This is a genomic window from Curtobacterium sp. PhB115 (assembly GCF_003752025.1).
Lineage (GTDB): Bacteria > Actinomycetota > Actinomycetes > Actinomycetales > Microbacteriaceae > Curtobacterium.
In genome coordinates, this window is sequence record NZ_RJKR01000006.1 from 320,355 (window position 1) to 336,096 (window position 15,742).

Sequence of the window (15,742 nt, forward strand, 5' to 3'; positions counted from 1 at the left end):
CGAAGGCCCCGCCTCCTTGCGGAGACGGGGCCTTCGTGGAATCACATCAGACTCAGTTGTAGGTGCCCGGCGTGAAGTCGTCCGACGAGAAGCTGTCGAAGTCGACGAAGCTCAGGTCGGCGTCCGAGAACGACGAGTCGTCAGCGAAGATGCGGTTGGGGTACCGCTCCGCCTTCGCCTCTTCGGTCGCGTTCACGTCCACGTCACGGTACCGGCTGAGGCCCGTCCCGGCGGGGATGAGCTTACCGATGATGACGTTCTCCTTGAGGCCGACGAGGTGGTCCTGCTTGCCCTCCATGGCCGCCTGCGTGAGCACGCGGGTGGTCTCCTGGAAGGAAGCGGCGGACAGCCACGACTCGGTCGCGAGGGACGCCTTCGTGATGCCCATGACCTCCTGGCGAGCCGAGGCGGTCTTGCGACCCTCCTGCAGCGCCGCACGGTTCAGCGCGTTGTAGCGCGACCGGTCGACGAGCTCACCCGGCAGCAGGTCGGTGTCGCCGTGGTCGACGACGGTGACCTTGCGGAGCATCTGGCGGACGATGACCTCGATGTGCTTGTCGTGGATCGGCACACCCTGCGAGCCGTAGACGTCCTGCACACCGTTGACCAGGTGCTTCTGGACCTCTCGGACACCCTTGACCCGGAGGACTTCCTTCGGGTCGACGGTACCGGCGATGAACTGCTCGCCGAGCTCGACGTGCTGGTTGTCCTCGATGAGGAGCGTCGCACGCTTGAGCACCGGGTAGATGAACGGCTCGTCACCGTTGTCCGGCGTGAGGATGATCCGACGACCCTTGTCCGTGTCCTCGACGACGACGCGGCCGGGGGCCTCGGCGATCGGGGACGCGCCCTTGGGCGTACGGGCCTCGAAGAGCTCCGTGACACGCGGCAGACCCTGGGTGATGTCATCGGCCGAGGCCGAACCACCCGTGTGGAAGGTACGCATCGTCAGCTGGGTACCGGGCTCACCGATGGACTGCGCGGCGATGATGCCGACTGCCTCACCGATGTCGACCAGGTTGCCCGTGGCGAGCGAACGGCCGTAGCACTTCGCGCAGACACCGACGGCCGACTCGCAGGTCAGGACCGAGCGCACCTTGATGCTCTCGACACCGGCAGCGAGCAGCTTGTCGATGAGGACGTCACCGACGTCCTCGCCGGCCTCGGCGACGACCGTGCCCTTCGCGTCCACGGCCTCGGTGGCCAGGGTGCGCGAGTACACGGTGTTCTCGACGCGCGGGTCGCGGACGAGCTTGCCGTCGGCGTCCACGGTCGCGATCGGCAGCTCGAGGCCACGGGTCGTGCCGCAGTCGTCCTCGCGGATGATGACGTCCTGCGAGACGTCCACGAGACGACGGGTGAGGTACCCGGAGTCCGCGGTACGGAGCGCGGTGTCGGCAAGACCCTTACGAGCACCGTGGGTGGCGATGAAGTACTCCGCCACGGTCAGGCCCTCGCGGTACGAGTTGATGATCGGGCGGGCGATGATCTCGCCCTTCGGGTTGTTCACCAGACCACGCATACCGGCGATGTTGCGGACCTGCAGCCAGTTACCACGAGCACCCGACGACACCATGCGGTTGATCGTGTTGTCGACGGGGAAGTTGTCCCGCATCTCCTGCGCGATCTCGTTGGTGGCCTCGGTCCAGATCTTGATCAGGTCGGCGCGACGTTCCGCGTCGGTGATCAGACCCTTGTCGAACTCGCCCTGCACCTTGGCGGCCTGGATCTCGTAGCCCGCGATGATCTCCTTCTTGCGAGGAGGCGTCACGACGTCCGACAGGGCGACGGTCACACCGGAGCGCGTGCCCCAGTAGAAGCCGGCGTCCTTGATCCGGTCGAGCGCGGCGGCCGTCTCGGTCTTGGAGTACCGCTCGGCGAGGTCGTTGACGATCGCGGAGAGCACGCCCTTGTCGGTGACCTTCTGGACGAACGGGTAGTTCGCCGGGAGGGTCTCGTTGAAGAGCGCACGGCCCAGGGTCGTCTCGAGCAGCACAGTGTCGCCCTGCTCGTAGCCCTCGGGTGCTTCACCCTCGGCGAAGTGGACACCCGTCATGCGGATCTTCGCCATCGCGTTGAGGTGCAGCGTGTGCTGGTCGTTGGCCAGGATCGCCTCGGCGACCGAGGAGAACGCACGGCCCTCACCCACGGCGCCCTCGCGGACGGTCGTGAGGTGGTGCAGACCGATGATCATGTCCTGTGCGGGCAGGGTCACCGGACGGCCGTCGGACGGCTTCAGGATGTTGTTCGAGGCGAGCATCAGGATGCGGGCCTCGGCCTGGGCCTCCACCGACAGCGGCAGGTGCACGGCCATCTGGTCACCGTCGAAGTCCGCGTTGAACGCAGCACACACGAGCGGGTGGAGCTGGATGGCCTTGCCCTCGACGAGCTGCGGCTCGAACGCCTGGATGCCCAGACGGTGCAGCGTCGGCGCACGGTTCAGCAGCACGGGGCGCTCGCGGATGATCTCCTCGAGCACGTCCCACACCTGCGGACGCGAACGCTCGACCATGCGCTTGGCCGACTTGATGTTCTGCGCGTGCGACAGGTCGATGAGGCGCTTGATCACGAACGGCTTGAAGAGCTCGAGCGCCATCTGCTTGGGCAGACCGCACTGGTGCAGCTTCAGCTGCGGGCCGACGATGATGACCGAACGGCCCGAGTAGTCGACACGCTTGCCGAGCAGGTTCTGGCGGAAACGACCCTGCTTGCCCTTGAGCATGTCGCTCAGGGACTTGAGGGCGCGGTTGCCGGTACCCGTGACCGGACGTCCACGACGACCGTTGTCGAACAGCGCGTCGACCGCTTCCTGCAGCATGCGCTTCTCGTTGTTCACGATGATCTCGGGGGCACCGAGGTCGAGCAGGCGGCGGAGACGGTTGTTGCGGTTGATCACACGACGGTAGAGGTCGTTGAGGTCCGACGTGGCGAAGCGGCCACCGTCGAGCTGCACCATCGGGCGCAGCTCCGGCGGGATGACCGGCACGACGCCGAGCACCATCGCTGCCGGCGAGTTGCCGGTGGCGAGGAAGGAGCTGACGACGCGCAGGCGCTTGATCGCGCGGATCTTCTTCTGGCCCTTGCCCTCGGCGATCTGCAGACGCAGCGCCTCGGCCTCGGCAGCCAGGTCGAACGCCTCGAGCCGGAGCTTGATCGCCTCGGCGCCCATGTAGGCGTCGAAGTAGATCCCGAACCGGTCCTGGAGCTCGTGGAAGACGGCGTCCTCGGGCTTGAGGTCGCCCACCTTGAGGTTGCGGAAGTCCTCCCACACACGCTCGAGACGGGTGATGTCCTCGTCGAACGACTTGCGGACCTGGGACATCTCCTTCTCGGCGGTGTCCTTGGTGCGCCGCTTGACGTCGGCCTTCGCACCCTCTTCCTCAAGGGCTGCGAGGTCGTCCTCGAGCTTCTTGAGGCGGTCGGCGATGATCGAGTCGCGCTGGCCCTCGAGGGTCTTGATCTCGAGACGCATCTCGTTCTCGAGACCCGGCATGTCCGCGTGACGGCCCTCTTCATCGATGTCGATGATCATGTACGCCGCGAAGTAGATGACCTTCTCGAGGTCCTTCGGCGCCATGTCGAGGAGGTACCCGAGGCGCGACGGGACGCCCTTGAAGTACCAGATGTGCGTGACGGGGGCAGCGAGCTCGATGTGGCCCATGCGCTCACGACGGACCGAGGACTTGGTGACCTCGACGCCGCAGCGCTCGCAGACGATGCCCTTGAACCGGACACGCTTGTACTTGCCGCAGGCGCACTCCCAGTCGCGGGACGGCCCGAAGATCTGCTCGCCGAACAGACCGTCCTTCTCGGGCTTCAGGGTGCGGTAGTTGATGGTCTCCGGCTTCTTGACCTCGCCGTACGACCACTGACGGATGTCCTCGGCGGTTGCGAGGCCGATCCGAATGGCGTCAAAGGAAGTTGCTTCGAGCAATGTTCTTCTCTCTTGCTGATTCAGGCTTCGATGTACGGGCGGGATCAGATGTCGTCGACAGAGGACGACTCGAACCGCGAGGAGATGTTGATGCCCAGCTCCTCCGCAGCGCGGAAGACCTCGTCATCGTTGTCGCGCAGGCTGACCGCCTGGCCGTCGGCCGAGAGGACCTCGACGTTCAGGCAGAGCGACTGCATCTCCTTCATGAGGACCTTGAACGACTCGGGGATGCCGGGTTCCTGGATGTTCTCGCCCTTGACGATCGCCTCGTAGACCTTCACGCGGCCGAGGATGTCGTCGGACTTGATCGTCAGGAGCTCCTGGAGGGCGTAAGCGGCGCCGTACGCCTCGAGCGCCCACACCTCCATCTCACCGAATCGCTGGCCACCGAACTGCGCCTTACCACCCAGCGGCTGCTGCGTGATCATCGAGTACGGACCCGTCGAACGAGCGTGGATCTTGTCGTCGACCAGGTGGTGCAGCTTGAGGATGTACATGTAGCCGACCGAGACGGGCTCCGGGAACGGCTCGCCGGAGCGACCGTCGAAGAGCTGCGCCTTGCCGGACGAGCCGATGAGGCGCTCGCCGTCACGGTTCGGGAGGGTCGAGTCGAGGAGGCCCTCGATCTCGCGCTCGTACGCACCGTCGAACACCGGGGTGGCGACCTTCGTGCCCGGAGCGGCGCTGTGCGCTGCCTCGGGGAGCGCCGACGCCCACTCCTGGATGCCCTCGACGTTCCAACCCTGCTTGGCGAGCCAACCGAGGTGGATCTCGAGGACCTGACCGAAGTTCATGCGGCCGGGGACGCCGAGCGGGTTCAGGACGATGTCGACCGGGGTGCCGTCGGCGAGGAAGGGCATGTCCTCGACCGGGAGGATGGTCGAGATGACGCCCTTGTTGCCGTGACGACCGGCGAGCTTGTCACCCGCGGTGATCTTGCGCTTCTGGGCGATGTAGACGACCACGCGCTGGTTGACACCAGAGCCGAGTTCGTCGTCGCCGTCCTGCGCGTCGAACACCTTGACGCCGATGATCGTGCCCTCTTCACCGTGGGGCACCTTCAGCGAGGTGTCGCGGACTTCGCGCGACTTCTCGTTGAAGATGGCGCGGAGGAGGCGCTCTTCAGCGGAGAGCTCGGTCTCGCCCTTCGGCGTGACCTTGCCGACCAGGATGTCGCCGGGGCGGACCTCGGCACCGATCCGGATGATGCCGCGCTCGTCGAGGTCGGCCAGGAGGTCCGGGCTGACGTTCGGGAGGTCGCGGGTGATCTCTTCCTTGCCGAGCTTGGTGTCGCGGGCGTCGACCTCGTACTCCTCGATGTGGATCGAGGAGAGGGTGTCGTCCTTGATGAGGTTCTGCGACAGGATCATCGCGTCCTCGTAGTTGTAGCCCTCCCACGGCATGAACGCGACGAGGAGGTTCTTGCCGAGCGCGAGCTCGCCGTTCTCCGTCGCGGGACCGTCGGCGATGACCTCGCCCTGCTCAACGCGCTCGCCTGCGGAGACGATGACGCGGTGGTTGTAGCTCGTGCCCTGGTTGGAGCGGTCGAACTTGCGCAGGTAGAAGGTCTGCGTGCCACCCTCGTCGAGCTGCAGGGTCACGGCGTCGGCCGAGACCTCGGAGACGACACCGGCCTTGTCGGCGGTGACGACGTCGCCGGCGTCGATGGCGGTGTAGCCCTCCATGCCGGTGCCGACGAGCGGCGACTCGGAGCGGAGCAGCGGGACAGCCTGACGCTGCATGTTCGCACCCATGAGGGCGCGGTTCGCATCGTCGTGCTCGAGGAACGGGATGAGCGAGGTCGCGACCGACACCATCTGGCGCGGCGAGACGTCCATGTAGTCGACCTCGTCCTTGGCGACGAGTTCGACCTCGCCACCCTTCTTGCGGACGAGCACCTTGTCGTCGGCGAAGTGGAAGTCGTTCGTCAGCGGGGCGTTGGCCTGCGCGACGACGAAGTCGTCCTCTTCCGAAGCGGTGAGGTAGTCGATGGTCTTCGTGACCTCGCCGTTGACGACGCGACGGTACGGGGTCTCGATGAAGCCGAACGAGTTGATCCGACCGAACGACGCGAGCGAACCGATCAGGCCGATGTTCGGGCCTTCCGGGGTCTCGATCGGGCACATGCGGCCGTAGTGCGACGGGTGGACGTCACGGACCTCGACGCCGGCACGCTCACGGGACAGACCACCCGGGCCGAGGGCCGAGAGGCGACGCTTGTGCGTCAGGCCCGCGAGCGGGTTGTTCTGGTCCATGAACTGCGACAGCTGGGACGTCCCGAAGAACTCCTTGATCGCAGCGACGACGGGACGCACGTTGATGAGCGTCTGCGGCGTGATCGCTTCGATGTCCTGCGTGGTCATGCGCTCGCGGACGACGCGCTCCATGCGGGACAGACCCGTGCGGACCTGGTTCTGGATGAGCTCGCCGACGGCGCGGATGCGACGGTTGCCGAAGTGGTCGATGTCGTCCACGTCGAGGCGCAGCTGCACCGGCTCGCCGTCGCGGACACCGTTGATGGTGGTCTTCTCGGCGTGCAGGGACACGAGGTACTTGATCGTCGCGACGATGTCCTTGACGGTGAGCACCGAGTCGGACAGCGGGGCGTCGATCCCGAGCTTGCGGTTGACCTTGTACCGGCCCACCTTCGCCAGGTCGTAGCGCTTCGAGTTGAAGTAGAAGTTGTCGAGCAGCGCACGCGCGGCCTCGGCAGCGACCTGCTCGCCCGGACGCAGCTTGCGGTAGATGTCCTTGAGCGCCTCTTCCTTGGTGAGGATGGCGTCCTTCTCGAGGGTCGACTCGATCGAGGCGAAGCCCTGGAACTCCTCCATGATCTCCTCGCTGGTGAGACCCAGCGCCTTGAGGAAGACCGTGACGGACTGCTTGCGCTTGCGGTCGATGCGCACGCCCACCTGGTCGCGCTTGTCGATCTCGAACTCGAGCCATGCACCACGCGAGGGGATCACGCGAGCGGAGTAGATGTCCTTGTCGGAGGTCTTCTCCTGCTGGCGCTCGAAGTACACGCCGGGGGAACGGACGAGCTGCGACACGACGACGCGCTCGGTGCCGTTGATGATGAACGTTCCGCGCTCGGTCATGAGCGGGAAGTCGCCCATGAAGACCGTCTGCGTCTTGATCTCACCCGTCATGTGGTTCATGAACTCGGCGTTGACGTACAGCGGAGCGGCGTAGGTCTTGCCGCGCTCCTTGCAGTCGTCGATCGAGTACTTCGGGTCCTCGAGCTCGGGAGCCGTGAACGAGAGCTGCATGGTCTCGCCGAGGTCCTCGATCGGGGAGATCTCCTCGAAGATCTCCTCGAGCCCGGAGTGCAGTGCGAGGTCGGTGCGACCCTGCTCCTGTCCCTCTGCGAGACGGGCCTTCCAGACGTCGTTGCCGACGAGCCAGTCGAAGCTCTCCGTCTGGAGTGCGAGCAGATCAGGAACCGTGAGGGTGTCCGTGATCTTGGCGAACGAGAGTCGCGAGTGGTTGCGACCGTTCTTGGGGTTGGTGGATGCGTTGGGCGCAGCAGCCAAGGGTGTGACCTCCGTAGGCCCCGTCGGGCCGGTACTGACGAGCAGCATGTAGGTGAGTGGATTGATCGCTCGGCGATCCCCGCGAGTTCGAGACCCTGCGACCACGCCGACGCGTGCCTGACGCGGAACGTCGGTGCACGTGTGGGATGATCTCCGTGAGCGGGACCCGCCGCCATATACGGGTCCGGCTGCACCAGGGCGAGGATGAACGTGATGTTCAGAACTCTGCGTCGACCGCAATATGACGACACGGATGCCAGGGAGCGCGAACTGCCATCATAGTTCGCGCTGAGGCGCGCTGTCCAGTCCCGGCTTGACCGGATTCGGCAGTGGCGTGTATAAGCGCGTCAGCGCCCCCGCCATTCCCGACCGCCCGCTCAGCCGATGCGTTCGCGCTCGACGTGATCCGTGCCTCCAGGCCGTCGCTGCTGACCCGCCAGGGCACGGAACGCGTCTTCCGGACGGCGGGTGCGCACGAACGTGACCCGGCCACGGTCGTCGGTGAACTCGATGCCGAGGCCGGGGGTGAGGATCAGCGCACGGACACCGCGGCCGAGGCGCAGGCCGACACCGCCGTAGGTGGAGGCGTCCGCCTCGACCAGCCGGACGTCGGCGATCCGTCGGCGGGCGATGCGACGGGGCGGGAGCGGCCGGAAGTGCAGGGTGACGTGCGTCTCCGACACGGCGAAGCCCGCGCGGGCGGACAGGAGCAGCACGCCCGCGACGACGGCGACCAGTGCGGGCACGATGAGCGCGGTCTCCGGGGCGTCGCCGGGCCATCCCAGCACGGCGGCGGCGAGCGCGAGTCCGCCGGCGAGCAGGACGCCGCCCAGGACGCGCATCCAGCGCGGCGCGCGTTCGACGTCCGCGTGGAAGGGCCGGGAGGCACGGATCGCCTCCGCCCGTCGGGCTGCGGCGATCCGTCCGTTCGCGACGGCGGAGCGGGTGGTGGGCACGCTCATGGTGTCTGCGGTCATGTGGGGCTCCTGCGTGGTCCGGAGTGCCGCGTTCCGTCTGGTGCACGACGAACGCGTGGTGTGCAACGGCCAGCGCACGCGGGTGACCGGGGGAGGCGGCGCGCTCAGGGCACGCCGACGACGCGCACGCTCGAGCGGTGGGGGTCGCTCACGGGCACGTCGTGGTCACGGGGAAACGGCGGACGCGCGAGGTGTGGGGCACTGCACGCATCGACGCCGTTGCCGGGTGACGACTGCATCAACGGTACGGCGCGAGTCTTGGCGTCCGCTGGCCGTTCATGTGTACGCATTCAAGCGTCCGCCTGCGATCGGCTGGGAAGGGCGCGGGCGGCGGGGACGGGGCGGGATGCAGGGTGCGTCAGCGAAGGACGCGGCTGACCGCCTCGGCGCGCGAACGCACCCCGAGCTTCGCGAACACCTGGTTCACGTAGGACTTCACGGTCGGCACCGTGAGGAACAGCGTCGCCGCGATCTGCGGGTTCGTCCGGCCAGCCGCGATGAGTTCGAGGACGTCGGCCTCGCGCGGCGTCAGGTCGGGGAACCGGTCGCGCAGCGCAGGCAGTGCGGTCGCGTCGGTTCCCTTGCCGCCGGCTGCTGGGCCACCCGCCAGCTGCGCCACGAGCCGCGCGCCCACGGTCGCGTCGAACGTCGACTGCCCGGAGGCCACGGCACGGATCGCAGTCGCGATCTCGGTGCGCCCGGCGTCCTTCGTCAAGTAACCGCGGGCACCGGCGCGCAACGCCGTCACGATCGACTCGTCGTCCGCGTAGGTCGTCAGCACGAGCACGGCGATCTCCGGGTGCTCCGCCACGATGCGCGCGGTCGCGGTCGGCCCGTCGGTCCCCGGCATCCGCAGGTCCATCAGCACGACGTCCGGTTGGTCGCGCTCGACGGCGGCGACGGCCTCGGCACCGTCTGAGGCCTCGCCGGTGACCTCGAGGTCGGGCACCAGCGACAGCACCGTCACCAGGCCGTCCCGCACGATGGCCTGGTCGTCGACGACGAGCACCCGGATGCTCACGCGGAGTCCTCGTCGGCGGTGGCGAGGACGTCGACGGGCAGGTGCATCGCGACGACGAACTCGCCGTCGGAGCGTTCCGCCTCGACCGTCGCACCGCTGCCGAGTTCGTCGAAGCGCTCGCGCATCCCGAGCAGCCCGTGGCCGCCGTCGGCGAGCGGGTTCGCCACGACGACGTCCACGGCGTCGCCGTCCCGGATCACGGACAGGGACACGGGGCGGCCGGGAGCGTGCCTGCGGGCGTTGCTCAGTGCCTCCCGGACGACCTGGACCACGGCGCCACGGTGCGCCGCGTCGAGTGCCGTGAGGTCCGTGTCGCCCTGCACCACGACCACGCCGCCGAAGGAGCGGTGTGCGTCGAGCAGGGCCGTCAGGCCCGTCCCGTGGGTGACGGGCGGCCGGGAGGCGCGGGGCGGCTCGGGCGCGTCGGTGACGGGTGGGGTGGTGGTCGCGTCCAGTTCGTCGCGGTCGCGGTCGTCGCGGTCGTCGCGGTCGTCGCGGTCGTCGCGCAGGGCGTGCACGGCTCGCCGGGCCTCGGCCAGGCCGTCGGCCGCGAGGGTCCGCGCTTCGCCCGCACGCTTCGTGGCGTCCTCGACCCGGCCGGCCTCGAGGAGGGCCTCCACCGCGTCGAGCTGCAGCACCAGGCCACCGAGGGAGTGCGCGAGCACGTCGTGGATGTCCCGCGATGCACGCTGCCGGTCCGCGAGGAGCTCGGCGCGCTGCTGGTCCTGCTCGGCCTGTCGCGCCCGGACCGCCGCGATCCGGAACTGCCGGCGGCTGAACCCGATGAGGATCCCGAGCAGCAGGCCCCCGCTCGTCCCGAGGACGAACTGCACCGAGGCGTGCTCGAGGGTGGCGAACGTCGCGATCACGACGATCGAGGCCACCGCCGCCACCGCCGCGGTCCAGATCGGCACCCGCAGGTCCGCGCCGACGCGCACGATGCCGACGATCACGGGCACGATCATCAGCGAGTCGGTCGCCACCACCGTCGCCGAGCCCGCCGCGATCATCACGATGCCGGCGACCACGAGCAGGCGGGGCGACCGTCCGAACTCGCGGACCGCCCACGCGGCGAGCGCCACCGCACCGAGCACCCACACCCATGCGGGGTGGTGGAGCAGGACGCCGTTGCGGACGAACCAGAACCCGACGATCGCGATGCCGAGGGCGTTGAGGCCCCAGGCGACGCCCGGACGGGACCGGCCTCCGGAGAGGTCGGCCTCGTCCCGGTCGGTCAGGAGGCTCACCGGACCATCATGCCGCGTGCCGAGCGGCCGGCACGTGGGATGCGCTGGTCGATGACGAGCGCTCGAGCCGCGCGGTTCAGCGCGAGCACCAGCAGGATCGCGCCGGTCGAGGTGAGGAGGTGGGCGCCGAGGTGTCCGCCGAGCACGTCGAGCCCGATGCGGACGGCGATGAGCACGAGCCAGAGCGAGGCGCCGAGCCACCCGGTGCGGGACTGGACCGTCCGGCCCTTGTCGTCCGGGGTGTCCGTGGTGCGGAACCGGGTGATGCTGCCCATCGTGAGGCCGATGCCGATCGTGACGAGCGCCTCGACGCCGAGCAGGACGATGTCCGTCGTCGTGATCGCGGCCTTCGACTGGGCGAGGACGACCACGCCGACGACGGCCATCACGAGCGGCGTGCGCCAGATGCGCGAGGGGTCGAGGTACTGCCACGTCGCCTGGCGGTAGGCGAGGAACGCGACGAGCGCGAGTCCGACGAGGATGTTCACGACGAGCTGGACCGACATGGTGTGCGCCTTCCGACGGGGTCCGGCGGGGCGTTCCCGACCGGTGGGACCAGCCTCGTTCCGGGGCGTCCGCCGGCACACCAACCAGGGGTGGCGGTCCGGGTGGGGATCGCGGTGGTGTTCCATTGGGGGCATGGCTGATGCGTTCGACGGGTTCCGGATCGGTGCGGGGTACTCGGTGGTCGAGCCGGACCGGCACCGCCCCGGCTCCTTCACCCTCATCGTCGACGGCACCCCGCAGTCGCACGTCGACCTCGAGGACCCGACGCACCTGGCGTTCGAGTACATCCGGCGGATCGGGCACGCGATCGACCTGCTGCCCGACGGCCCGATCACGGCGCTGCACCTCGGCGCCGGGGCGCTGACGCTCCCCCGGTACGTCGCGGTGACCCGGCCGGGCTCCCGCCAGCAGGTCGTGGAGCTCGAGCGGGACCTCGTCGACCACGTGCGTGAGGCGCTGCCGTTCCCCCGCGGCGCCTCGATCCGGGTGCGGTACGGCGATGCCCGCGAGGTCCTCGGGAAGCTCCCCGCCGGCCTGCACGGCACCGTGGACCTGGCCGTCGTGGACGTCTTCGGCGGCTCGCAGATCCCGGCACACGTGACGAGCATCGAGTTCTACCGCGAGGTCGCTTCGTTCCTGTCGCCCACCGGCATCGTCGCCGTGAACGTGGCGGACGGCGCGGGCCTGGCGTTCGCGCGGGGGCAGGCGTCGACGTTGCAGGCGGTGCTGCCCTCGGTGGCGGCGGTCGCGGACACCGGGATGCTCAAGGGACGCCGGTTCGGGAACATCGTGCTGCTCGGCTCCCCCACCGACCTGCCGATCGCCGAGATGCCGCGGCGGTACTCGTCGGACCCGATGCCGGCGAAGGTCGTGCACGGTGCGGAGCTGCGGGCGTTCATCGCCGGGGCGCCGATCGTGACCGATGCCACGGCGGTCGCGTCGCCGGAGCCGAACCGGAGCGTGTTCGGCGGCTGACGCGGGAACGCCGCGCGGACACCCACCCGATCTGCGACAGACCACGAGTCGATCGCCTCGTGGTCTGTCGCACGACGGGTGCACGGGCGGCGCGCGCCCGGGTTCGGGCACTCGGCGGGTACGGCTGTCAGGATGGTCTGAACGACCGCGCAGGTGCGCGACCGAGCGATGGGATCCCTGATGACGAACGACGACCGGAGCAACGACGACCGGACGGGCGACGGCCAGGCGCCGACCTGGGGCGACCCCCGGCAGCAGCCCGCCGCCGACGCACCGCGGTACGGCGAGCGGGTCGACCCGGCGCCGGGTTCGACCCCGCAGTACGGCGAGCAGGCACCGCAGTACGGCCAGCAGCCGCAGTACGGGCAGCAGCCGGCACAGTACGGCCAGCAGGACCAGTACGGACAGCAGCAGAACCAGTACAGCCAGCAGCAGCCCTACGGCCAGCAGCACGGTGCCGCGAACGCCGGCGGCCCGGCGTGGCAGAGCTACGACGAGCCGAAGACCAAGAAGAAGACGCTGGGGGTCGTGGCGTTCATCCTCGGACTCGCCGCCCTCGTCATCGGCGTCATCGGCGGGTTCATCATGGGCTCGGCGCTCGCGAACAGCGATGCGATCAACAGCCTGATGCAGAACGGCGGGTCGGCCGCGGACCAGCAGGAACTGCAGCAGCAGCTCATGAACGACCCCGCGGTCATCTCCCAGATCGGCACCGGTGGCGTGGTGGCCGGGGTCGCCGCGCTCCTCGGCCTGTGGGCGTTCGTCCAGGGCATCATCGCCGCCGTGACCAAGCGTGGCCGCGGGTGGGGGATCTTCGCGATCGTCCTGGCGGTCGTGGCGACGATCGCCACCTTCGTCACCTACATCGGTGTCGCGGCGGCCGCGGCCGTCGGCGCCGGCTCCTGACGGAACCACCACCGCAGAGCGGCCCGTCGTGCTCCGGCACGGCGGGCCGTTCCGCATTCCAGGGGAGCGCGGCTACCCTCGAACCGATGTCCCTCCCGCCCGACGACCGTCAGCAGCCCGACCCGTCCGACCGTTCCCGCGAACCGCGCCACGCGGCTCCCGTGACGGCCGGGGTGAGCCCGGGCAGCACCTTCGCGCCCATCAGCCTGCGACCCGCCGTCGACGTGGACGCGGTGCACCAGCGGCTGCGCGACCTCGGCCAGAGCCGCAGCACCGATGCGCTCGCGGAACGCGCCGAGCTCCTCCGCCTGCTCGGCCGTCTCGACGAGTCGCTCGTCGTCGCCGAAGAGGTGTTCCGCTTGGCGATGTTCACCGGTGAGCGACAGGACAAGGTCGCCGCCCGGATCCGCCGCGCGCACATCCTGCACGACCTCGGCCGCTACGAGCGCGCGGCGTCCGAGGCCGCTCTGGCACGCGACACCGCCGCGACCGAGGAGTGGCCGGAGCTCGAGGGCGCCGCAGCCGAGATCGAGGGGTGGTCGCTGTTCGAGAACGACCGCTTCGAGGAAGCACGCTCCGCGCTGTCCCGCGCCTACCAGGCGTTCCGCCAGGCCGGTGCTCCGTCCGAGCGCACCGACGCCCTCCGCACCGCGGTCGAGGCCGCGATGCGCGCCTCCATCACGCACCCGGCAGAGCCCTCGGACAAGCCGCGCACCGCCCGCGAGGTCGCGGCACGCCGCTCCGAGGACGACGAGCCGACCACCCGCGTCGCCGAGCCCGTGAAGCAGGTCCCGCCGATCCGCCGCCGTGTACTCGGTGCGCCGGACGCCGCCCGGACCGAGGCCGACGACATCTGGGGCCGGATCGCCGCACGGGCAGCCAAGAAGGGCCAGGCCGACCCCCGCGCCGAGCAGTGACCGCACTCGACGCGGTCCGTTCCCGGGCCGAAGCCCTCATGACCGAGCACCTCGGTGCGGGTTCGTGGGCGTTCGGCTTCGACAACGCGAAGACCCGAGCGGGACAGTGCGACTTCGCTCGCAAGCGCATCACCGTCAGCCGGCACCTCGCCACTCGGTTCTCCGAGGACGACATCGAGCAGGTGCTCCTCCACGAGGTGGCCCACGCCCTCGCCGGTGCCCGGGCGGGCCACGGACCGAAGTGGAAGCGCACGGCCGCGTCGATCGGGTACACCGGCTCCCGGCTGCACGACGGTCCGATCGCGAGCGAACTCGCGCCGTGGATCGGCACCTGCCCGGCCGGACACGAGCACTTCCGGTACCGAACCCCCACACGGCAGCTCGCCTGTGCCCGCTGCGCACGGCGCTTCGACAGCCGGAACCTCATCGTCTGGCGGCGCCGGACCGATGCCGACGACCCCGCACAGGTGGCCGCGACTACCGCATGACTCGGTCCGCGCACGGAGGCGCGCCGGTAACCCGTTAGCCTGGACGGATGCACACGGGGCAGCACATCCGCACGGACGCCGGTTCCACCTGGTTCTTCGACGCCGGACGGATCGCCCTCGACTTCGCGCACACCGGTGGATTCGCCGACGACCCCGATGGTCGACGTCCGCGGTCCCAGCTCGGTGAGCTGCTGGCGAGCCCGGCGGACCTGGACGAGTGGCTCAGCGACCACACCGAGCCGATCGACGTGGGGGCGAGCGCACGCGAGCTCCAGGACGCCCGTGCCCTCCGCGCGGCGATCGCCCGGCTCGCGGTCGCAGCGGCACCAGCCCCAGCGTCCACGGCTGCCGAGCGCACCGCAGTGGCGGCGGGTCTCCGCGCCGGGGCCGGACGGACCCGCCCCGCTCCCGACGACATCGACACCGTCAACCTGTTCGCCGCCCTGCCGGACGTGCCCCCGAGCCTCCCGGGTGGCCGACGCCGCGCCGGAGCGAACCGTGTGCGCCTCGCCCAGGCACTCTCGAGCGTCGCGCGCGACGCGGTCGCGCTGTTCACCGAGGTCGGCTTCGACGACGTCGAGGCCGACGGCCGGCCGACCCGGCTGAGCCGGTGCTCGGCTGACGACTGCGCGCTCGTGTTCTACGACTCGTCCCGCGGCGGGACCCGTCGCTGGTGCTCGATGCAGCGCTGCGGGAACCGCGCGAAGGTGCGCGCGCACCGCGCCCGCCGCGCCGCGGTCTGAACCACCCCAGCAACGACGAGAGCGGCCCCGCGTGTGCGGGGCCGCTCTCGTCGTGTCCGGGATCAGAACTGGATCGCGGACTCCACGGACTTGACCTTCATGCGCGCGAGCGCCAGGTTCGCCTTCGCGCGGTCGAGCACGAAGTAGATGAAGACCTCGGGCTGCGCGGCCAGCGGTCGGATGATGTGGAACTGCGACGACAGTGTGATGAGGATGTCGTCGATCGAGTCGGCGAGGCCGAGCGACCGAGCGGTCTTGAGCTTGGCGCGCACGACCTCGGTGTTGCCGGCGGCAGCGAGCTCGAGGTCGATGCCGGAGCCGGCACCGCCGAGCAGCATGCCGGAGCCGCTGTCGACGACCGCTGCGGCCATGGCGCCGTCGACGGCGACGAGCTCGTTGAGGGAGTCGGTGATGGAGGACATTCGGGTTTCCTTGTCGTTCGGTGCTGACGGTCGTCGCCCAGGTGGATCGGACCGGTGGAGGGGACGGCTCCG

12 protein-coding genes are annotated in these 15,742 nt (G+C 69.4%); 5 read left to right on the top strand and 7 right to left on the bottom strand.

Annotated elements, in window-relative coordinates:
* Positions 1 to 52: 52 nt before the first annotated feature.
* The 6 genes from rpoC to EDF19_RS07070 all read right to left on the bottom strand — a co-directional run bounded on the left by rpoC (position 53) and on the right by EDF19_RS07070 (position 11,218).
* The gene (gene rpoC, locus EDF19_RS07045; protein WP_123680204.1) at positions 53 to 3,934 is read right to left on the bottom strand and encodes a DNA-directed RNA polymerase subunit beta'; all 3,882 of its coding nucleotides are present in this window, start codon (positions 3,932 to 3,934) and stop codon (positions 53 to 55) included.
* Between the two features lie 44 nt (positions 3,935 to 3,978).
* The gene (gene rpoB / locus EDF19_RS07050) at positions 3,979 to 7,467 is read right to left on the bottom strand and encodes a DNA-directed RNA polymerase subunit beta (RefSeq protein WP_123680205.1); all 3,489 of its coding nucleotides are present in this window, start codon (positions 7,465 to 7,467) and stop codon (positions 3,979 to 3,981) included.
* 377 nt (positions 7,468 to 7,844) lie between these two features.
* A complete protein-coding gene (locus EDF19_RS07055) occupies positions 7,845 to 8,444 on the bottom strand; it encodes a hypothetical protein (protein ID WP_123680206.1) in 600 nt (199 codons plus the stop codon).
* A gap of 358 nt (positions 8,445 to 8,802) precedes the next feature.
* Positions 8,803 to 9,465 carry a response regulator transcription factor gene (locus EDF19_RS07060; RefSeq protein WP_123680207.1) on the bottom strand — a complete coding sequence of 221 codons (663 nt, stop codon included), beginning with the start codon at positions 9,463 to 9,465 and terminating at the stop codon, positions 8,803 to 8,805.
* On the bottom strand, positions 9,462 to 10,712 hold the full coding sequence (locus EDF19_RS07065; protein WP_123680208.1) for a sensor histidine kinase: 1,251 nt from the start codon (positions 10,710 to 10,712) through the stop codon (positions 9,462 to 9,464). Before EDF19_RS07065 ends, EDF19_RS07060 begins: the two co-directional genes overlap by 4 nt.
* Positions 10,709 to 11,218 (bottom strand): hypothetical protein, encoded by a 510-nt coding sequence (locus EDF19_RS07070; protein WP_123680209.1) that lies wholly within the window; start codon positions 11,216 to 11,218, stop codon positions 10,709 to 10,711. The genes EDF19_RS07065 and EDF19_RS07070 overlap by 4 nt, the downstream gene beginning before the upstream one ends.
* 133 nt (positions 11,219 to 11,351) lie before the next feature.
* Here EDF19_RS07070 and EDF19_RS07075 point away from each other — a divergent pair, with 133 nt between their 5' ends.
* The 5 genes from EDF19_RS07075 (at position 11,352) to EDF19_RS07095 (ending at position 15,248) form a co-directional block, all read left to right on the top strand.
* Entirely contained in the window at positions 11,352 to 12,194 is an 843-nt protein-coding gene (locus EDF19_RS07075; RefSeq protein ID WP_123680210.1) for a spermidine synthase, read from the top strand.
* Positions 12,195 to 12,374: 180 nt separating this feature from the next.
* Positions 12,375 to 13,100 carry a DUF4064 domain-containing protein gene (locus EDF19_RS19090; protein ID WP_185022727.1) on the top strand — a complete coding sequence of 242 codons (726 nt, stop codon included), beginning with the start codon at positions 12,375 to 12,377 and terminating at the stop codon, positions 13,098 to 13,100.
* An 86-nt stretch (positions 13,101 to 13,186) separates the two neighbouring features.
* Positions 13,187 to 14,017, top strand: a complete 831-nt coding sequence (locus EDF19_RS07085) for a hypothetical protein (RefSeq protein ID WP_123680211.1) — start codon at positions 13,187 to 13,189, stop codon at positions 14,015 to 14,017.
* 38 nt (positions 14,018 to 14,055) lie between these two features.
* Positions 14,056 to 14,505, top strand: a complete 450-nt coding sequence (locus EDF19_RS07090; protein ID WP_185022728.1) for a SprT-like domain-containing protein — start codon at positions 14,056 to 14,058, stop codon at positions 14,503 to 14,505.
* 47 nt (positions 14,506 to 14,552) lie between these two features.
* Complete coding sequence (locus tag EDF19_RS07095) at positions 14,553 to 15,248, top strand: CGNR zinc finger domain-containing protein (protein WP_123680213.1); 696 nt, start codon at positions 14,553 to 14,555, stop codon at positions 15,246 to 15,248.
* A 62-nt stretch (positions 15,249 to 15,310) separates the two neighbouring features.
* Here the strand turns inward: EDF19_RS07095 and EDF19_RS07100 are convergent, their stop codons facing one another.
* Positions 15,311 to 15,670, bottom strand: a complete 360-nt coding sequence (locus tag EDF19_RS07100) for a hypothetical protein (RefSeq protein ID WP_123680214.1) — start codon at positions 15,668 to 15,670, stop codon at positions 15,311 to 15,313.
* Positions 15,671 to 15,742 lie beyond the last annotated feature (72 nt).